The sequence below is a fragment of the Streptomyces sp. LUP30 genome (genome assembly GCF_001746365.1).
Classification (GTDB): domain Bacteria; phylum Actinomycetota; class Actinomycetes; order Streptomycetales; family Streptomycetaceae; genus Streptomyces.
Window position 1 is genome coordinate 84,275 of record NZ_MJAJ01000007.1, and the last position, 19,850, is coordinate 104,124.

16 protein-coding genes are annotated in these 19,850 nt (G+C 70.5%); 6 read left to right on the plus strand and 10 right to left on the minus strand.

Going from position 1 to position 19,850, the window contains the following annotated elements:
• Nucleotide 1: 1 nt before the first annotated feature.
• The 10 genes from BG482_RS08590 to BG482_RS45050 form a co-directional block, all read right to left on the minus strand.
• A complete protein-coding gene (locus tag BG482_RS08590; RefSeq protein ID WP_079141684.1) occupies nucleotides 2-1,255 on the minus strand; it encodes a hypothetical protein in 1,254 nt (417 codons plus the stop codon).
• Nucleotides 1,252-1,860: a hypothetical protein gene (locus tag BG482_RS08595; protein WP_069768306.1), complete on the minus strand. Its 609-nt coding sequence runs from the start codon at nucleotides 1,858-1,860 to the stop codon at nucleotides 1,252-1,254. The genes BG482_RS08590 and BG482_RS08595 overlap by 4 nt, the downstream gene beginning before the upstream one ends.
• A 37-nt stretch (nucleotides 1,861-1,897) precedes the next feature.
• A complete protein-coding gene (locus BG482_RS08600) occupies nucleotides 1,898-2,527 on the minus strand; it encodes a hypothetical protein (RefSeq protein ID WP_069768307.1) in 630 nt (209 codons plus the stop codon).
• Between the two features lie 39 nt (nucleotides 2,528-2,566).
• Nucleotides 2,567-4,795, minus strand: a complete 2,229-nt coding sequence (locus BG482_RS08605) for a hypothetical protein (protein WP_069768308.1) — start codon at nucleotides 4,793-4,795, stop codon at nucleotides 2,567-2,569.
• 51 nt (nucleotides 4,796-4,846) lie between these two features.
• On the minus strand, nucleotides 4,847-5,455 hold the full coding sequence (locus BG482_RS08610) for a hypothetical protein (RefSeq protein ID WP_069768309.1): 609 nt from the start codon (nucleotides 5,453-5,455) through the stop codon (nucleotides 4,847-4,849).
• A gap of 6 nt (nucleotides 5,456-5,461) precedes the next feature.
• The gene (locus BG482_RS08615; RefSeq protein ID WP_069768310.1) at nucleotides 5,462-6,166 is read right to left on the minus strand and encodes a hypothetical protein; all 705 of its coding nucleotides are present in this window, start codon (nucleotides 6,164-6,166) and stop codon (nucleotides 5,462-5,464) included.
• Nucleotides 6,163-9,159, minus strand: a complete 2,997-nt coding sequence (locus BG482_RS08620; RefSeq protein WP_069768311.1) for an ATP-binding protein — start codon at nucleotides 9,157-9,159, stop codon at nucleotides 6,163-6,165. The genes BG482_RS08615 and BG482_RS08620 overlap by 4 nt, the downstream gene beginning before the upstream one ends.
• A 54-nt stretch (nucleotides 9,160-9,213) precedes the next feature.
• Complete coding sequence (locus BG482_RS08625; protein WP_069768312.1) at nucleotides 9,214-9,699, minus strand: hypothetical protein; 486 nt, start codon at nucleotides 9,697-9,699, stop codon at nucleotides 9,214-9,216.
• A gap of 62 nt (nucleotides 9,700-9,761) precedes the next feature.
• Nucleotides 9,762-10,025, minus strand: coding sequence for a TrbC/VirB2 family protein (locus BG482_RS08630; protein ID WP_069768313.1), 264 nt, complete (start codon nucleotides 10,023-10,025; stop codon nucleotides 9,762-9,764).
• Between the two features lie 63 nt (nucleotides 10,026-10,088).
• Entirely contained in the window at nucleotides 10,089-11,762 is a 1,674-nt protein-coding gene (locus BG482_RS45050) for a conjugal transfer protein (RefSeq protein WP_256096306.1), read from the minus strand.
• A 329-nt stretch (nucleotides 11,763-12,091) separates the two neighbouring features.
• On the opposite strand from BG482_RS45050, the gene BG482_RS08640 reads away from it, so the two are divergent.
• The 6 genes from BG482_RS08640 (at nucleotide 12,092) to BG482_RS08665 (ending at nucleotide 19,455) form a co-directional block, all read left to right on the plus strand.
• Complete coding sequence (locus BG482_RS08640) at nucleotides 12,092-12,628, plus strand: hypothetical protein (protein WP_069768314.1); 537 nt, start codon at nucleotides 12,092-12,094, stop codon at nucleotides 12,626-12,628.
• A 174-nt stretch (nucleotides 12,629-12,802) separates the two neighbouring features.
• The gene (locus tag BG482_RS08645) at nucleotides 12,803-13,174 is read left to right on the plus strand and encodes a DUF4913 domain-containing protein (protein ID WP_107450441.1); all 372 of its coding nucleotides are present in this window, start codon (nucleotides 12,803-12,805) and stop codon (nucleotides 13,172-13,174) included.
• 181 nt (nucleotides 13,175-13,355) lie between these two features.
• Nucleotides 13,356-14,015: a hypothetical protein gene (locus tag BG482_RS08650; protein WP_069768316.1), complete on the plus strand. Its 660-nt coding sequence runs from the start codon at nucleotides 13,356-13,358 to the stop codon at nucleotides 14,013-14,015.
• Between the two features lie 7 nt (nucleotides 14,016-14,022).
• Nucleotides 14,023-16,146, plus strand: coding sequence for a peptidoglycan DD-metalloendopeptidase family protein (locus BG482_RS08655; RefSeq protein ID WP_069768317.1), 2,124 nt, complete (start codon nucleotides 14,023-14,025; stop codon nucleotides 16,144-16,146).
• Nucleotides 16,147-16,243: 97 nt separating this feature from the next.
• Nucleotides 16,244-17,632 carry a PQQ-binding-like beta-propeller repeat protein gene (locus BG482_RS08660; RefSeq protein WP_069768318.1) on the plus strand — a complete coding sequence of 463 codons (1,389 nt, stop codon included), beginning with the start codon at nucleotides 16,244-16,246 and terminating at the stop codon, nucleotides 17,630-17,632.
• Nucleotides 17,633-17,724: 92 nt separating this feature from the next.
• A complete protein-coding gene (locus BG482_RS08665) occupies nucleotides 17,725-19,455 on the plus strand; it encodes a type IV secretory system conjugative DNA transfer family protein (protein WP_069768319.1) in 1,731 nt (576 codons plus the stop codon).
• The last annotated feature ends 395 nt before the right edge of the window (nucleotides 19,456-19,850 follow it).

A 19,850-nucleotide genomic window follows, 5' to 3' on the forward strand; every position in this document is an offset into this window, starting at 1 on the left:
GTCAGACTCCCATTCCGGCGTCACGGGACTGCTCGGGTGCGGGAGGGGCCTTCGGGGAGGCTGTCGGGGGGTCGGTCCTGCCGGTGGCGACGACGGACTTCGCCTGCGCGTTGACACCGGGCAGGAAGGCGTGGGCGTGCACGGCCGCCGCCCCCGGGCTCGGGAAAGCGAGTGGCTCCAGCGGGGTTGGCCCCGTCCTGGCGTTGACCTTGACGCCCGGAAGGTACTGGCCGTGGGTGCTCACCGGGACGGGCTCGGGCGCCGCCGCTGCGTTCACGTTCCGCTCGCGGAGTCCGGCAGCCCACTGCCGGTCCTCGACGCCGGGCAGTGTGACCTCGTGGTCCGGGCGCAGGACTTTTATCTCCTCGACCAGCTTCTCCACATCGGCCGCACGCGCCGGGCCGTCCATGGTCGCGACCCGGGCGCACACCTCCAGGACAGCGGCGCGCTGTGCCTCAGCAGTCGGGAGTGCCTTCAGCGCTTCCAGATCGAGGTGGCCCGCCTTGGTCAGCGGCGTGTATTTGGGGTCGGTCTCGTCGTACCCGAACGTGTGGATCTGCGCGCGGACGGCCTGGGAGGCCAGCAACTCCTGTGTCTCCGGAGCCAGGTCGGCGTACTTCTCCGTCGGCGCCGGGTACATGAACTCGATGATGCCGAGCTTGCCGTCCTGGCGGAGTTGCCGGGCTTCGGTCTGGTAGGCCACGGTGCGGGGATTGAGCTCGGCCATGAAGAAGAGAGCTTCGTTCTCGGTCTTCGCGGCGTATTTCTCGGAGAGGGTTCCCCAGGCGTCGTAGGCGAGGGCCAGACCCGCCTTCTCGTCCAGGTCCAGTGCGTCCTGCACTGCCGCGTCCCACAGATGGAGCCGGCCCAGCGCTTTCCCGCCAGGGGTTCCCTCCAAGTACCGCAGGGTGTCTTTCACGATCGCGTTCTGCGCTTCGGTGTACGCAGCCGCCATGTGCATGCTCTCCAGGCTTTCACCGGTCTCGAGATCGAGATCCGGGTGATCCTCCAGTCGGTAGGACCAGAAGGTCGACCGGGTGTCGGGACCGGGCAGGTCCACGTCCTGAGCCGCCGCGAACTGCTTGAGCCGCTGGTGCAGTTGCTCTCTGTATTCATGGTCCGGGAGGTGGTCGATGCCCTCGCGCAACGTACGCGCGATCCGTTTCGCGTCGGCCTCGGTCAGTTCGGGCTCGACGAACTGCTGCCGATCACGGGCGTCGCCCAGAACGCGGTCGGGGATGTGTGCCTGGATCACTCGGCCTCCGGCGGATAGCAGGTCACTTTGATCATCGTGCGGCGGAGCGCGTCCCGCGTCCGCACGGATCCCGGCTTGACGGTGAGAACGGTGGTGTGGCCCTCTGGTCCGCCGTCACTCCAGACCGCCATGCGGTAGGGGTCCATGTCCTCCAGGCGAAGGTCGCGGGGCATGAGCCAGTGCCGCTCGTGAGGCGGCTCCGGGAAGGCCGGGTCGTCCCACGTTCCTGCGAAGGAAGGATCACCAAGCACGGTGCGGGCAGCCGCCACGTACGCGTCCCATGTGCCGGCGGCCCGAGCGAGCACCTCGTCGTTCTCGGCCGAGTCATCCGCGGACATCTGCCAACTCGTCCAGCTGAGCTGCTTGACCGGAGCCCATCCGGCGGCGCGCACGGGGAAGAGAGCGAACTCCTGCCCCGAGCCGCTGCGCACGGTCAGCACGCGCTCCGCCGATGTCGGCGTCCAGCCGAACAGCGCGCACCAGTCGTCCAGCGCCTGGCCGGGGTTCGGCGGCCCGGCCCAGATCGACGGCCAGTCCACATGCTCCAGGGCCTTGAGCTCTTCGGCCAGCTGCTCGGGGCTGCGCTCGATCCTGAGGGTCGTCATCGTTCGTCGCCTTCCTCGTGTTCCGCACGGCTCCGGTTCATCCGCGCCGCTCCTGCCGACGGGATTCCACGTGGTCGGGGTCGTGGCAGGCGAGCCCGATCCTTGCATTGGCCGGCACCGGACGGTTTCGTGCGGTGGCTCCGCGCGTCATCCTCAGCTCGAAGACGGGTGCCTGCGGAACGCGGAACCGCCATACGGAGACGCGGTACGGATCCTGGTGGTCCGCACGCCATGAGGCGTCGGGCCACGCTCCTGACCACGGCAGTTCAGGAAAACCCGGGGTGTCCCACGTGCCGTTCCAGGAAGGGTTGCCCAGCAGGCCGCGGAGGGCGGTCAGGCAGGCCGTCCAACGGGCCTCGGCCAGCTCGGTGACGCGGGCGCTCTCGTCCGCGTCCCGCGCCCGGGCCGTCCACACCGTGTGGTCGATCCGGGTCACCGGGCGACCGGGGGCCTCGGAGACGAGGTTCAGCCGGCCGCCCAGTTCCGTACGGACGCGCAGGCCCGCCTCGAACCACAGCGGCCGCCAGCCGAAACCGGCGCACCACATCGCCCGCCGCTCCTCGTCCCTCGGAACCCCCGCCCACACCGTGGGCCAGTCCACGCCGATGAGCCGCTCCAGCTCCGCGACCAGCTGGTCGGGGCTGCGGTCGGCGGTCAGGGCGGGCATGGGGCGGCTCCTCGAGGGCTTACGGGCGGGTGGGCGGGGCTAGACGCGGCCGCTGGGGCCGCGTGGGTCTCGGGGCGGCGCCGGAGCGGGCGGGGGCGTCGCGGTCGCCGGCGGCACCGGTGGCGTGTGCTGCCGCGGGGCCGACGAGGGCCCGGCCGGGGCCGGCCGGGGCCGGGGGGCCGAAGGCTGTGACTGCGGCGCGGGCGCCGGGCGGGTCTCGGCCGGTGTCGTGGACTGCGGGGTCTGCTTGCCGCCGGAGTCACTGACCCGGCGGCCACGCTTGGGCGCGGGGGAGGACGGGGGAGCCTCAGCCTCGTTCTGCGGCTGCTTCGTCCCCTGGGCGTCACGTGCCGCCTCCGCCGACCGGTACGCGGTCTGCTGTTGTTCGCGCTTCGACTGACCGAGCCAGCCCCGCTTCTGCAGCGCGGCTCGGCCGCGGCCCTTGTTGCCGAACTTGTCCAAGGCCCCGACCACATGGCCCGCGCCCCTGGCGGTGGTCCCCGAGATGCGGCCGGTGGCGCGGGCGGTCCCGACGGCCATGCCCGGGGCCATAACGGTGGCCTTGTCGAAGGTGGCGTTGGCGCCGTCCCGAATGCCTAGCGCGTCCTCGCCGCCCGCGACCTGCGGGGTGAAGTTCCCGGACAGCAGCTTCTTCAGCATCATGACGATGGCGACGGTGACCAGGAGCAGCATGAGCAGCTGGGTGCCCAGGGCGATCTGCGCCGGGAGGATCATCTGATACAGCACGAGCAGCACGGTCAGGATGACACCGAAGCCCGCGCGGAGCACGAAGCTGTGGATGAACGTCTCCAGCCAGCTCTTCAGCAGCTTCTGCTGGGAGGGGTGGATGCCGAGCGTGGCGACCAGCGGCAGCAGCATGACCAGGATCAGCGTGACGGCGTGCCAGAGCAGGGTGAGCGCGCTGAGCACGAGAACCATCACGCCGACGATGAAGGCGGCCACGAGCGAGTAGAAGGCGATGCCCACCCGGTCGGTGGCGTTCTTGCCGGCCCAGTCGTTGAAGGCCACCGGGTAGATCTTCCCGTCCGCGACGTGCTCGCCGCCGGCGATCTCCTTGCGGATGTCTTCCCAGTCCCCGAACTTGTCCCCGTCCGGCTTGTCGTCTCCACGCTGGTCGTCCATGTTGGTCCAGGACTGGGCGACGGCTTGACGGACACGGAGGTCACCGCAGCGCGGTGTGTTCTTGTCGCCCCAGTAGCAGTCGTATTTCGTGTCACTGTTGAATGTGCAGGTCCCGTCCTGAGTGGAGACTTTCCCGCCGCTGTCTTTCCGGAAGATGCAGTTCGCGCCCACGTCGCCGAACTGGCCCATGGCCCACGGACGGAACGCGAGGGTGTCGTACATGGCACAGCTCGACAGCCGCAGACCCACCTCGCCGGATTCGTGCTTGCCGTTGTCGGGAAGGTCGCAGGGAGACTGCATCCGACCCGACACGCCTGCGAGCACGGTGGAGCTGAGCGCCGAATTGGCGCTGGCTATCCACTCGTCGGAGCTCTGCACGACCTTGTCGTAGTTGTTGCCGGTGAGGAACGCCATGACGGCGATCACGGTGAGGGCGGTCCAGGAGACACCCGCCCAGACTTCGCGCATGTCTCCCTTGCGCCACTTGGTGAACACCCAGAGGCCGACCAGCAGGATCATGACGGTGACGGCGGGCTTCAGGACATTGTCACGGAGGGTGGTCACGACGTTGTCGCGTCCGGTGTAGAGGCCGGAGAAGGGGCTCGGGTTGGACGCCATCTCCTTGATGGAGATGGAGAAACGGGTCAGTACCTTGGTGCCGTAGAAGACCGCGTCCGCGATGCCGTTGTTGACGTAGGCCATGACCTGGCAGGAGTCGGCTCCGCTGCCCCATGAGCCGTTGTCCTCGGAGGCGTCGCCCTTGCCCTTGAACGTCATGGACCAGTTCAGGCCCCGCATGCCGTTCAGCTCGTACAGGGTGTAGTGCTTCGCCTGGTCCGGTTCGACCTTGAAGGAGCCTTTGACCGTTCCCGTCTGGTCACCGAGGTTCTCGGAGCCGCCGTCGTCCTGCCATTGGGCGACTGCGGGCATGATCCCTTCGCCGTTGCTGCCCGGCGAGTCCATGTGGTAGCTCTCGTCGCCGGTGAAGTTGCAGGCGAAGTCCGCGTAGGCCGAACTCGGCGCGGCAAGGGTGAGGGCGATCAGCGCCAGCACCAGGAACAGGCCGGCGCGGACGGCCACACCGGCTTTCCGTATTCGGCGGCCCAGTGCTTTGCGCGGATGCATCGGTATTCCTTCGGGGTACGCGTGGGCGGATGGAGTGGTCGAGGTGCGGGCTCAGTCGCCGAAGTGGTCGGTCAGGACGCAGCCGTCCACGAGGGCGGGCTTCTTCTCGAAGCCGCTCGGCACCACGAGGTCCGCGTCGCAGGCCAGGAACCGCAGATCGGACCGCTGAAGGCTGCGGATCGCCTGGCCGGCGACCGGGACGACGGCGAAGTTCTCGCCGACCAGGAACTTGTCGCCGCTGGCCTTCGCCGCGGCCTGGAACTTCTTCATGTCGGGAACCGTGAGCAGTGCGATGGGGCGGCCGGACCCGTCCGTGCACACGGCACGCTCCTCGATGGCCCAGGCAGGGTCCTCCGACTCGTCCGTTCCCCAGGCGTCGCCGTCGTGGCCGGTGTCGTATGCGTCGCCCGTCGCGACGTCCTGGCAGGGGGTGTACCGGTTGACGTAGCTCGCGATGGACTCCGGGTCGGAGGCCTTGGGCAGCCCGCCGGAGCCGGCCGGTCCGGTGGGGTCTGCCGGGTCGTCGCCCGCTGCGCCGGTCGAGGGAGCGGTGGGGGCGGACGCGGCGTTGCCGCCGCCGTCCTCGCTGCTTCCGCACGCGCCGACCGCCGTCAGCGCGACGAGGGTGAGGCCGAGGGTGAGGGCTCTGCTGAGTCGCATGTCTGCCTACTGGTCCAGGGGATCGAGGAGATAGTTGGTGAGCACGCAGCCGTCCGCCTGCGCATCCTGGATGCGGTACCCGTCCGGCGCCTTGAAGGCGGGGTCGCAGTTCAGCAGCAGCAATCCGGCTTCGAGGAGGCTCTTGCTCGCCTGGTAGTTCGTGGGATCGAGGACGAAGTCGGCACCGACCATGAACTCCCCGCGCGCCAGGGTGCGCTTCCAGCCGTCTTCCTTCGTGGCCTGCTTGCGGTAGTTCTCCTGGAACGCCTTCATGTCGCTCGGCAGGTAGATGATCCAGCCGCCGAGGTCGGATCGCGTCTCACCGCAGAAGCCCGATTTCCTGATCGCCCAGGCGTCGATCTCGGCCTTCTCTGCGGCGGAGTCGTTCTCGTCGGACGGTCCGAGGAATCCTTCCGCCGGCGTTCCCTTGGCGCTCTCGTCGTCCGTGAGGTTGTCGCACGGCAGGCCCGCGCCGGAGATGAACTTCTGGACGTCCCGCAGCGTTTTGGCGCTGGGCAGCTTCGCCGCGTCGGAGCCGGCTCCCCTGCCCGACGGGGAGGCGGACGAGCCGCCGGAGCCCGTGTCCGAGTCGGATCCGCAGGCGCTGAGCGTGGTGAGCAGGACGACGGCGGCGACGCCCTTGGTCAGGGACTTGTGCAGGGCCATGGGGGTGCGGGCCTCCGGGGACGAGGTGGGTGCGGGCGAGGTCATACGGCGGCCGTCTCCGGCGCTGTGGTCGGTGCGGACGCCGCCGGGTCCTCCTCCGCCTCCTGCAGGAACGTCCAGTCCCAGACGCTCAGGGGCGGGTTGACGCCCTGGCGGGCGGGGCGGGTGGTGCCGTTGGTGTCCGTGGCGGCGAGGATCTCCTGGAAGACCAGGTCGACGGCGACCGTGCCCACGCGCTTGTCCGCGTCGCGCTGCAGGCAGACGCCCGTACGGAGCTCCTGCAGGGCGGCGATGACCTTCGGGTCGTTCTCCGGGCGGCCGAGGAGCGGTGCCACCAGGGACGCCTCCTGCGCCGACTTCTGCTTGAAGGCGAAGACGGTGTGGATCTGGTTGGCGCCGCCGCTGCGGGCCTCGGAGTCCTCGATCTGCACGAGGTCGATGGCCTGCTGGGTGATCAGGACCGTCACCGCGAGGTAGGAACGGCCCTGCTTGAGGGCGCGGCGCATCAGGTCGCGGCCGGACTCGGTCGCCGTGACGACGTACGCCTCGTCGACGAAGAGGGCCTTGGGGCGCAGGCCGATCTCGCCGGTCACCGGGTTCTTCTCGTAACCGACGTCGAGCATCTGGCTGCCGAGTTCCACGACCGCCATCAGCGCGGTCGCCGCGAGGCGCTCCGCCGGGTTCCAGTTGCGCGGGTCGGAGGCGGCCGGCGACTGGAAGCCGCGCAGGGTGATGACCGTGCGGCGCTTGCGCATGCTGGACAGCGGCTGCGGGTGCTCGGCGAAGGAGAGACGGGCGTAGGGCAGCGTGCGCAGCTCGGTGAGGAGCATCTGCGCGAGCTTGAGGTCCTTCTGCGCCTCGCGGTCGCCGGTGGCCACCGCATGGTCGTAGGCCGCGACGACCTCGTCGACCACCTGCCACAACGTCGGCCGCGGTACGGCCAGTTCGGCGTCGCGTGCCGTGTGTCCCTGCTCGACGGCCTGGCGGATCGCGGAGTTGTAGCGGCCGATGACGGTCGCCATGCCCTCGATGACGGGCAGGCGGACGCGCTGGTAGTCCTCGTCGCCGAGGAAGCCGCGGAGCATCGACTCGGCGAGCAGACGGCCGGCGGGCACGTCCCGGGCGATGACCCACGGGTCGAGGACGCCCGCCTGGCCCTTGAGGAGGTCGACGACCTCCGTCTCCGCCCAGAAGTCGGGGTTGACGGGCTGGAACCGGCTCTGCGGGGTGCCGAGGAGGCCCGTCTCCGCGTCGCCCGCGAAGTCCGGGTCGTTCACCTGGGCGCCGAAGGCCAGGTAGTAACACATCTGGGCGAAGTCGGTCTTGGGGTCGATGACCAGGCAGCGGACGCCCGACTCGGACTCCTCGTAGAACTTCTGCAGGGCGAGGGAGGACTTGCCGCCGCCGGACGCGCCGACGATGGCGAGGCCGCCGCCGTCGTTGCGGGCCGGGCCCACGTGCAGCGAGTAGTGGACCGGCATCTTGCCCGCCCAGCCGACCAGATTGCCCACCCAGCCCAGGCGCTTGCCGGAGCGCTGCTCCGGGTTGTCGCCCAACTCCGTTCCCGCCGTGGGAAGTCCGGCGCCGAGCTGCTCCACCTCCTGGAGCCGGAGGTAGGGCGCGATGGGCAGCTTCGGCGCGTCACCGGGCAGTTGGGACTGAAGGAGACGCCACTGCTGGCGGGTCGGCCGCAGCAGGGTGACCTTCAGGTCCTGCTTGAACTGCATCTCCAGGATCCGGCGCCGGCGCTCCAGCTCCTTCACGTCGTGGGCCGAGATCGTGAACCGGATCTGCGCCTCCATGCCCGGCATCTTGTGCTCGTCGATGTCGTCGACGAGATCCTGGGCGCGGGTGACCTGGGTGGCGAGCTTGGTGTCGGGGCTGCGGCCGGAGTTGGCCATGTCGTTCATCTCGTCGACCAGGTTGCCGCGGATCTTGTCGGCGCGGTCTTTGAACTTCAGGTACGGGATGAGCGTGAACCGCATGTCGATCTCGACGGGGAAGTCCACGTGCTGGGCGGCGTACCGCGCCCACGCGGTCGACTGCCGGAAGCGGGTCTCGGCCGGCCAGTTGGCGGCGACCAGGGTGGTGGTGTAGCTGGTCTGCTGCTCGCCGGTGACCTCGTCGTACTGGTTGAGCACGATGTGCGTCTTGCGGTTCTCGCCGGAGAAGTCGACGACCAGGTCGAACTGGTTGGGACCCCAGGCGCGCGAGCCGAGCACCGGCTCCGGCGGGACCGGGAGGTCGCCGTGCAGCGGCTTGCGGATCAGCCAGACGAGCTCCTCGCGGCTGAGCGGGGCGCCCTTGAGGCCCTCCAGGCTCTCGTGGACCTCGACGGCGACCTGCGTCCACTCGGCGAGGACGTGCGGGGAGAGATACTCGTCGGCGACGCCGGTCGCGGTGGCGGCGGCCTGGTCGGCGGCTCCGCGGACACTGCGGAGCAGGCCGGGCTCGTCGTAGGGCTCGTCGTCCTGGGCGACGACCCCGCTGCCGCCGTTGGTGCGCTTGAGCGAACCCAGCTTCACCAGCAGGATGTTGCGCTCGCGCTTGGCGCCGATGCGCTCCTGGTACTCCGCCTTGCGCAGGTTGTACGCCTTGTAGTTCTCGGTGGGCTCCCAGGCGATCGCGTTCAGCTCCTCCGCCCAGGTCATCGCGGTGATCGGCTGGTACACCTTGCGGTAGTGGCACTCGACGTTGCGGTCACCGCGGGCCAGGTTGAGCAGGCCGCGGGCCGGCCCCTCGGCCATCGCCTGGAGCTCGCCGGCGTTCAGGTACTCGTCGATGGCGTTGGGCAGGACCAGGCCCGTCCACACCGAGTCGCCGTGCACGAAGATCATGTCGTCGGCGTAGCGGTAGGGGAGGCGGAGGTCCTCGCGGCGGGCGGAGGCCGAGGAGCCGGAAGGCCTGGAGCGGGTCGAGGAGGACCGGTTCGAGCCGCCCTGGCCGCCCTGGCCGTTCTTCTTGCTCGACGAGGCGGCCATGATCATGGCGACCACGAAGAAGGCGGCCGCCCCGCCCAGAAGGATCAACATGAACATGGAGGACTCATCCTGCGGTAGTCGACGTCGGGGAGTGGTGACGGAGGCGGTGGGTCAGCGCCTGGCGGCCGCGAACGCGCTGCCGCGTTCGGCGGCGGCGCGGCGCGCGGCCTCGTAGCGGGCCTGCCAGCGCGGCGAGCCGGGGGCGAAGAGGATGACCTGCCAGTGCAATTGCTCCGGCTCCTGGTCGGCGGCGAGGCCCTGGAGGCGCTTGGGCTGGAACCACCAGTCGGTCCACACCACGATCTGCTGGCTCAGCGTGAGCGCCGAGGGCAGCGGCCGCCCCCAGACGAAGTAGACGGCGAACGGCGGCCCGAAGTACAGGATCGACGTCCACATCGACATCCCGAGGAACGGCAGGAACGCCGACACGGTGAACAGCGTGATGAGCCAGACCAGCCCGAAGCCGAAGGCCGCGCCCAGTGCGGGCAGCAGCAGGCCCGGCAGGGGGATGTTGCCCCAGTTCCAGATCCGCTTGGGGCGGTTGACCAGATCGGTGTGGTCGTACGCGACCAGCGGCTCCGGCGCCTCCTGGCTCATGTCTGGTGACTCCCCTGTTCGGAACGGCTACGAGAACGCGTCGGGCGTCGCCCGGGCGTCGGTCAGTTGCCGCCGCCGATTTCCGTTCCGAGGCCGATCAGCACGCCGGCGAGACCGCTGGCGCCACCGATGATCAGCGCGGCGAGCGCGATCATTCCGAAGCCCTGGAAAGCCTCGCGCATGCCGTCACCGCGCTTCATGGACATCAGCATGCGGATGCCGAGGATGAGCAGGGCGATGACGGCGACCATCGTGCCCGCGTTGCGGAGGATGTCCTCGATCTTGCCGAACATCTCGTCCAGGGTCGTACCGGCAGCCAGGTACATGGTGGTTCCTCTCAAGTGGTGAAGCAGCGAAAGATGCGTGGGGGGTGCGGTGCCGCGGTCCGGTCAGGACTTGCCCGGCTTCGCGGCCTTCGACGGCTTGGACGGCTTGGACGTCGTCGGGGCGGAGGCAGAGGTAGAGGCAGGCGCGGAAGGAGAGGCGGTACCGGTCGCGGGGCCACCGTCCGCCTCGTCGCTGTCGGCCCGGCCGCCCTGCTCGTCGAGGACACCGCCCCGGATGTCCTTGATGAACCAGCCCTGTGCCGTGTTCACGATCGTCATCCGATAGGCGCGGCTGACGGCGACGCTCTTCGCATCGCGCCAGCCGACCGTCACCCGCACCTGAACGGTCTGCCCGACGGCGTAGGCGTAGGGGTCGGTGTCCTGGACGCTCGCCGGGACCAGCGCGACGACGGCGCCGACCTCCGGGTTGGTCAGGCGTCCGGACAGGCCCGTGGTGGCCGTCAGGGTCGCGTCGGGGGTGATGAACCGGGACATGGCGGTGGAGTCCGAGGCCCCCCAGGCCGCGAAGTAGCCCGGCAGCACCTTCTGCTGGAGCTGCGTGGAGAGGGTGTCGTCCACGACCTCGTCGCGCTGGTCGATCTCCGGCACGTCGGCGCGTGCCGGCAGCGGCATCTGACCCACGTCGCCGGCGATGCGCATGCCCTCGCCCGTCTTGAGGTTCTGCACGTAGACGGGGACCGTGAGCGTGGTCAGCGTCCCGTCGTCGGTCCGTACTTGAACGCCGAGGTAGCGGCCGTGGTCACCGTACTCGGGAAGGTTCTCGGCGGTGCCGTCCCAGGTGGCTGAGACGGCCTTGCTGACGCCCTCGCCGCTCCAGCCGCACTCGGGGTCGACGCCGGCGGAGGCGTAGCGGGCCAGGTCGGCGCGACGGGCGGACGAGGTGTCCGGGGAGAACGTCATGCACAGCTGTGCGTACTGCTCGGCGAAGGCCGCCGCCTGCTCGGTGGGGAACTCGGTGAGCCGGTACCGGGTGGCGTCGGCCTCGTCCAGCCCGGCGGTGGTGGCGCCGGACGACTTGCCGACCACCAGTCCCATCACGCCGCACGAGCCCAGCGCGAAGACGCAGGTCGTGATCAGGAGGGTGGCGCGCAGAGCCACGTGCGTGCGGCGTCCTCCCTGGGGAACGCGGCCGCCGGGCCTGGGCACGTCGAAGTCGCGTGCGGTGGCGGGCCTGGGGCCGGCCGTACCGGGAGGGACGGCGCCGACGGCCGGGGCGCCGCCGCCCGCGTTCCTCGGCGATGTCGCGGAGGAGTCGGCGGCGGGGGGCCGGTGGTCGGGCCGGGACGCGGGCGGGGTGACCGTGGCAGGCGCGGTGGCGGTGGCTGCGCCGGTCGTGGCAGCGCCCCTCTTGCGCTGCTCCTTCGCCGTCTTCTTCTGCTCGTAGGCGGCCTTGCGCGCGGCCCGCTCGCGTTCACGCTTGTCCTTCTTCGACTCGCCCTGCGGACGGGTCTCGCGCGGCGGCAGCGACGGGACGGCAGCCTGCCCGGCCCGGGGCGTGCTACGCACCCAGGCGGCGGCGACCTGCGCGCGGGCCGCGTCGGAGGGGAGCTGCTGGGGCTGGGCGGGCTGGGACGCGGGCTGCGGCTGCTGCGGGGCCGCGGCTTGCTGTCCTTGCCAGGCCTGCTGCGGTGGCTGCTGGGAAGGACCGAAGGGCCCGGGCTGCCCCAAGGGCTGGCCGTCGCCGACCGCGCCAGCAGGGCTGTTGTGGTCTGTCATCGAGTCGGTTACTCCAGCGAGTCGGTTCCCCGTCCGCCTGGGCGGGCGCGACGGCACCGCACGACGGGCCCTGGCCCGGCCAGGTGCGCTGGCAGTGTGACAAAGACCTGTCACCGGATCGGTGCCGCTTTCCTCGCCGGGACTCCGGGAATTCCCGATGGGGCGCTCGATGGGAAATCGGCCGGGAATGTGTCAGGAACACGGCGGGGAGAGGTCGTGCCCCGTCGGGTCGCCCTGGGCGCACAATGCGCTGGGCGCGTCTGCCCGACGAGCCCGGTATCGCTACCCGGTACCACCCCGCACCCGACGGACCCGGCGAAGGACGAGAGTTGACCGACCACAACGGGCAGCCGCAGCAGCCCGACGCGCGTACGTGGGAGACCCCTCAGCAGACCCCGCCGGTCCAGCAGGTCCCCGCTCCCGTCCCGGCCCCCCTGGCCGCCGCGTCACCGCAGGCCGTCCCGGCGCCGCAGGTGTTCCAGGCGGATCACGCCTGGGTGGACGGCTACGAGCCCGGTAACCCCTGGCAGGCGCGGCTGTGCGTGCAGACGCCGTACGGGATCTTCGTCCACCCCCTCACTCCGAACACGATTCCCGAACTCCTGGAGCAGATGGTCCTGGTGGCCCAGGAGCAGCAGGGGCTGCCCGTCGGCTTCGAGGAGACCGGCGAGCAGGAGCCGGTCGAGGCCGGGCGGGAGGAGGGGGACCAACTGGGCGCCGCCCCCGGTATCCATGAGGGCCGCGCGGCCCGCCTGACCGGCTGGGCCGTCGTCCACGACCTGTGGGAACGCGAGGATCCGACGGCGCGCATCGTGATGGGTGCGATCGTGGCGGCGCTTTTGCTGCTCGGCATCATCCTGACCTGACCACCTGACCACCTGACCACCTGACCACCTGACCACCTGACCACCTGACCACCTGACCACCTGACCACCTGCCCACCTGACCACGCGACTGCCTGGCTACGCGACGACCCGACGACCGGTCGTCGCCGGCACGTCGACGGCCGAAAACCCGCAGACCCACCGATGGGGGGACCGATGTCCGACGCCGAAGTGGCCGCAGACACACCGGAGTTCTACTTCGCGGACGTCTTCGTCTTCGTCTCCGACTACCTCGCCCAGTTGATCCGCCGCCGTGTGAACGGCACTTCGGCCACCTGGTGCCCCACGTGGTGGGAGCACCCCGAGGCCGGCGCTCGTCTGTCAGCGCTGTGGCTGGCCTGGGAGCATCTGCGCCAGGATCCGGCACTCGGCATGTCGACGTGGTGGCTGCATCACGCGGACCCGCATCTGCGGGTGCTGATGGACGCGGACTCCGGTCCCTTCGCCGCCTGTTCGCCCAAGGACGGTCACACGGCCTACCCGTTCGACCCGCTGCCGGTGGATCCGCGGCCACAACCGGAGTCCTAGACCCGCCGAGCGTCCGCTCGGGGCAGGCGCCCGGGCCGCCCTTTCCTCCGCTGTCCCGACGACTCCTGCGCGCCTTTCCCCGCCGGGAAAAGCCGAGCCTTCCTCCTGCCAGGTCCTTCTACGGTGTCCCGGTCACTCGTCGATCGCATCTACCGGCTCAGCACAAGAGAGGCGCGGGAACGTGGAGTTGCCTGCCGACAACAAGCGCACGGCACTGCTGCCCCTGGTCGTGCTGGGCGCCCTGCTGGTCATCGTGCTGACGGTGTTCACCGTCTTCGACGGGGACGACGGCGACGACGGTGGCGCGGCGCCCGTCGCCAGCGCCGAAGGCAAGAACGGCGCCGGCGCCGGCGCGGGGTCGCGCTCCGCCGCGCCGGGAGGCGAGGCGACGCCGATCGTCGAGGGCTCCGAGGTCGCCGCGGCCCATGCCGTCATGGTCAGGTACATGGCCGGGCTCACCACCTACGACCACACCAGCACGGCGCCTGCCTGGAGCGCTCCGCTGCTTGAACTCACCTCCGGAGACCCGCGGATGAAGCAGGCGACCGTGCTGCCGTCCGGCAAGGAGTGGGCCACCTGCCAGGCCGAGGAGTGCTCGTCGAAGGGGACGGCGGTCGTGGAGCGCGACGCGCTGATGGCCGACGACCTGGTGCGCGGCAGCGGCCGGACGATCTCCACCTTGGTGAAGGTGACCGCCGAGCACACCGCCGGCGGCCGGTCCTCGACCGAGGAGAACGAGTGGCTGGTCACCGTCAAGGAGGACGGCGCCCGGTGGAAGGTCTCCGGGTTCGACGTCTTCGGCCTCGGCGACGTCGGCGCCTCCGACGACTCGGGGGAGTGAGCAGGCCGTGGTGGCGCCCGCTGTACTCGCGGCCGCGGCGAAGGCCGCGAAGGTCGCCAAGTCCGCCAAGAAGGCCGGCAAGCTGGCGGCCGGGCCCGCGGGGGACCAGAACGGCGACGACGGCAAGAAGAAGGACAAGACCCTCAAGTGGTCGTTGATCATCGGCGGCGGAGGCGGGCTGGCCGCCGCGTCCGTGATCTTCCTCGTGCTGTTGCTCATCGGCAGCATGGTCGGCGGCGTCGGCAACGGCGCCTCCAACGCGGCCTGCGGTGACTATGCCGACAACGCCGCGGCCGGCAACTCCGGGGACGCCGCCGCCACCAATCCGATCATGCCGGCGGGCAAGATGTACATGCCGAGTGAGACCGCGCGTGCCGAGATACCGCCGAAGATGATCCTCGCCGCGATGCGTGCAGCCGCCAACTACGACGGCCTCGACTGGACGCTCATCGCCGGACAGATGTACCAGGAGACCAAGTTCGGCCAGGACAAGTCGGCCGCACCCGGCGGCGCGAACTCCCTGGGGTACATGGGCCTTCTCCAGTTCGGCAAGCCGGCCTGGACGGACTACGGCGCCGACGGCAACGGCGACGGCAGGAAGGACCTGTACAACATCGACGACGCGGCCTGGGCGGCCGCCAACTTCCTGCACGCCAAGAAGGCGGAGACCGCCCCCTTCAAGGCGCTGCAGACCTACTCCGGGTCCACGGCCTCCAACACGATCTACCCGCGTGTCGTCCTCACGCAGGCCGCCCGCTACCGCGGGGTGCTCACGGGCGACCAGGACCTCATCAAGCGCTGGTACGCGCATCTGAAGGAGACCGTCGAGAAGAACCCCGGATTCCCCACCCTGGGACGGCAGTCGGACATCCCGGAGCCGGTCGGGAACGACGCCCAGCCCACCAAGGCGCTGAGCATCGCGGCCTCTCCGGCGCGCTCGTGGTCGACCCCGCCGCTGTCCGGCGACGACGGCTCCACCACCACCGCCATGGCCCCGGCGGCGTACTCCACGGCCGTCACGCGCTCGGGAAGCGGGACGCGCGCCACGGGCGTGACCACCGTCGCCTTCCCCGAAGCCAAGACGCCTCCCGTCGGCGGCAAGGACTGGCAGTGGCCCATGCAGTCGGGCTCCTACGCGGAGGGCACCCCCTACCACCAGAACGGAAGCATGTGGAGCCTCGGCTACCACACGGGCCTCGACCTGGTGGCGGACAGCGGCACGCCGATCTACGCCCCGGCCGACGGCAAGGTGATCCATGCCGGCCCAGGCGGCTCGTACGGCAACGAGACCGAGATCCAGCACGCGGACGGCGTCATCACGCTCTACGCGCACCAGACATCGATCCATGTCACCGTCGGCCAGCAGGTCAAGCGTGGCCAGCAGATCGGCACGGTCGGCGCGACCGGCAACGTCACCGGACCTCATCTGCACTGGGAAGTCCGTGTTCCGGGTGTGGACAACCCGTTCATCGGAGGGCAGGACCAGGGCCCCGGCATGGTCGACCCGAAGGCCTGGATGGACGGCCGGATCACGGCCAACCCGGACTACGGCACGGTTCCCGGCTCCGACGAGGACAGCAGGGACGCCCAGTACGCCCAGTGCGCTGCGGGCAACGGGGGCACGGCCGTCGCCCCCGACGGCGCCGGCGCCTCCGGGGTCCTGCCCGACTCCGACGATCCGGTGATCCGCGCGGTGCTCGGCTGGGCCCAGCGGGGCATCGGCGTCCCGTACGTGTTCGGCGCGCCGCGGCTGCAGGGACAGAACCCCACCAGCTTCGACTGCTCCAGCTTCACGCAGTGGGCGTACTACATGGCCAGCGGCGGCAAAATCGACATCGGCACCACGACGTACACCCAGGAGCCGTACCTCAAGAAGTACGAGGTGCCGCTCTCCCAGGCCCAGCCGGGTGACGTGATCTTCTTCCGGCCCGAGGGCAACCACTCGGGCCACGTGGGCCTGGTCTGGGACCCCAAGGGTCACAAGATCATCCACGCTCCGCGGCCGGGCAAGTCGGTCGAGTTCAGCAACTGGGACTACCAGGACAAGATCACCGGCGTCTACCGGGTCCCCATCCCCGCGGGCACGAATGCGGTCGAGGGCAACGGCGCGGGCAGGGCGGCGGGGGCGTGACGCCTGCGCCGCGTCAGCCACCCGATTCCGTCCTCTCTGTCCTCGCCCCCCAGCCCTCCTTCCCCGCGTTCCTCTATTCCGTTACGGAGCACTGCAGTTGACCAGGCCGCGCATCGCCCTCATCGCCGGGACCGTGCTGTCCCTGGGACTCGTCGCCGGCTGCGGCGGCGATGACGCGCCGGCCGGTGCGGACACCACCGGTTCGGCGTCCCCGAAGGCATCGGCGGGCGCGGCGAAGTCCGCCGCCTATACCGGCGGCCCGATTCCCGGCCTGTCCGCGAAGCCCGCCTGGAGCCTCGCCCGGAAGACCGGGGCCGCGATGTGGTGCGCCGGCCACGCGGCCCGTCCGGCCGACGACCAGGGTCAGGCCGGCGACTGCGCCGTGGGCGACGCCTTCCTCCTCGTCGAGGACCTGTCCCCGTCGGTCCAGGAGGGCGAGACGGACCCGCAGACGGCGCATTTCGTGGGTCACCTCTACGACGCGGCCACCGGGAAGGAGCGCCGGACCTTCACCGTGGAATGCACCTACGACCCGTCCGAGAGCGACGCGCCCAGCCGCGACCTCCACGTCCAGGTGGGGACCTGGAAGGACGGCTCCCCGGCCGTTCTGATCCGCAGCTGCGAGAACAGCGCGGCGAGCGGTCTCAAGAAGGCCGTCGTCAAGACCGTCTACACCATGTACGCCCCCAGCGGCGCCGAACTGGGCAGCTCCACCTACGCCGACGAGCAGCACGCCGCCCTGCCCGTCGTCCGCGGTCATGTGCTGCTGCCGGGCGCCACGTACGACGACCGCACCCTCGCCCCGATCGGGGGCGGCAAGGACCTGGTGCTCCCCGCGAAGCTCGCCGCAGCCGAGCCCCTGGGCACCGGACAGGGGTACGTCCCCGAGGGGGACGGGGTGAACGAGCCTCTGAAAATGATCGACCGCGGCACAGGCAGAGCCCTGTGGACCACGACCGACCTCGCTCCGCCCGCCGACGTCGTCGCGCAGGGCGAGAAGGGGGAGGAGGCGGACGCCGAGCTCTTTCCGCTGTCCGGTGACCGGGCGATCCTCGCCTGGTCGGCGAGCGGTTCCAACGACGCCGTGCTCACCACGGTCGACCTGCGTACCGGAGCCACCCTGGCCGTCGGACCGCACACCACGCTCAAGGAGTTCGACCAGACCGCCCTGCCCGTGGTGTCCCCCGACGGCACGACGGCCGTCGTGAACTTCACCAAGGGCGCCGTGGCCTGGGACACCCGGACCGGAGCCGAGCTGTGGCGGCAGAAGACCGACGACAAGGACGTCCAGCCCCTCGTCGCCACCGACAGCGGCGTGCTGTACGCGAACCTCGATCACGACCAGGGGGCGCTGGCCATGAAGACCGGAAAACTGTTCGGCCTGCTTCCCCAGGGGACGGACGCACCCGAGGAGTTCACCACGGACGGCTACACGCTGATCCGGACCGACGGCGCATACTTCGCCTTCGCGGCGGAGAAGGCCTGACGGGTTCGGCACCGGCGCTCCTCCCTCCGGCGTCACCACGCTCTCCCTCCCCTGTACGCAGCTTCCCACGTCCAGAAAGGACGGACCCGCGGGTGACCGCAGAACAGCAGAAGAAGCCCCGCGCCGAGGACGACTGGACCTTCGAGATCGTCATCGCCGTCGTCGTCGTGCTCGTCGTCGGCGCCGGTGCCTGGCTGGCGGCGAAGATCGGGGCGGGGTACTCCGACGCGCCCGCGCCGGCCGGCAATCCGCTGACCTTCCTCGTCGACGTGGTCAAGGGCGACTACAGCTGGCCCGGTTCCGCGGCCAGCGCCGTCGCGGCCGGGGAGGCGGTGGTGGCCGGGTTGCTCGGCCTGGCCGTCCACCGGGTGCGCGAGCGGTTCCGGAACAAGCCGAAGGTGGACGGCGCCGCCCGGCATCTCGCCAAGGGCGAGGAGCTCGGCAGGCTGACCATGAAGGGCGCGGCCGCCACCGCCGAGCGTCTCGGCGTGCAGTCGCGTACGCCCGGCGTGTTCATCGGACGGTCCGTGAAGGGACGTCAGCCGCTGTTCGGTTCGTACGAGGACATGCACGTCGACATCTGGGGCCCCCGGACCGGCAAGACGACCCGGCGGGCCATTCCCGCCATCCTCGACGGGCCCGGCGCCGTCCTCGTCACCTCGAACAAGCGTGACATCGTGGACGCGACCCGGGGGCCGCGGACCGCGCGCGGACCGGTGTGGGTGTTCGACCCGCAGCAGGTCGCGCAGGAGGAGCCGAGCTGGTGGTGGAACCCGCTGTCGTACGTCACCGACGTCGCCAAGGCCCGCAAGATGGCCGACCACTTCGCCAGCGGCTCGCGTGACGCCAACGCCTCCACCGACGCCTTCTTCGACCCGGCCGGCCAGGACCTGCTGGCCAACCTGCTGCTCGCCGCCGCCTGCGCCAAGACGTCGATCACCCAGATCTACACCTGGCTGTCCAATCCCAGGGACGACACCCCGGAGCGGATCCTGCGCGGCGCCGGGCACGCGATGTCCGCCGACGCCGTCGCCGGTGTCGTCAACGCTCCCGACAAGCAGCGCAGCGGTATCTACGGCGTCGCCCAGCAGATGGCGTCCTGCCTGGTGAACCCCGAGGTCAACCGGTGGGTCACGCCGCCCGCCGACCAGTACGCGGGGGAGTTCGACCCGCACGCGTTCGTCCGGGGCGGCGGCACCCTGTACTCCCTGAGCCGGGAGGGGCGCGACTCCGCCGGGCCGCTGGTGACCGCGCTCACCGTGGCCGTCGTCGAGGCCGCCGAGGAGTACGCCACCACCCAGCGCGGCGGACGCCTGCCGCTGCCCCTCGTCGGCGTCCTCGACGAGGCCGCCAACGTGTGCCGTTGGCGGAACCTGCCCGACCTGTACTCGCACTACGGCTCGCGCGGCATCATCCTGATGACGATCCTGCAGTCCTGGGCGCAGGGCATCGAGGTGTGGGGCGAGCGCGGGATGGAGAAGCTGTGGTCCGCCGCGAACGTCCGCGTCTACGGCGGCGGCGTCTCCGACACCCGCTTCCTGGGCGATCTGAGCGAGCTGGCCGGCGACTACGAGCTGCGGGAGTACCAGACCAGCCGGGAGTCGGAGTTCGGCGGCTGGTCCGGCAACCGTGCCATCAGCGAGTCCACGCGCCGGGAGCGCGTCCTGCACGTCTCCGACCTCGGGGCGATGCCGCCCGGCCGGGCCCTCGTCCTCGCCTCCGGCACCAAGCCGGTGCTGGTGGAGACGGTCCCCTGGTGGGAGGGGGCGTACGCAGCCGAGGTCCAGGCCTCGTTGAGGAAGTACGACCCCGGGGCGCGTTGACGGCCCTACCGCGACACCCGTGCAGCGGCCGCGCCGAGGGGCCCGGGGGCATCCGCCTCCGGGCCCCTCGGCGTTCGTCGTGCCGTGGATCGGACGCCCGCGGTCCGGCGGCGGCGCGTGCCGAACCACGCCGCCACGCCGCCACGCCGCCACGCCGCCGCACCGCCGACGGCCGGCGGGCTCGACGACTCCAGCGGACCGCGGTCAACGCCGTTGGTTGTATGGTTTCTTGGGCGCTTTTCCGGACGGGCCTTCGCCGGGCCTTCGCAAGGTCTCCGCTTCGTCTCCATGCGTCTCCACCCGTTAAGCGGAGTGTGATGTTGCTACTTCGTTAAGTAGTTCCGCTTGACGTCGGCGGCCGCCGACGCGTTGTCTTTTCAGACACCTGGGTCACC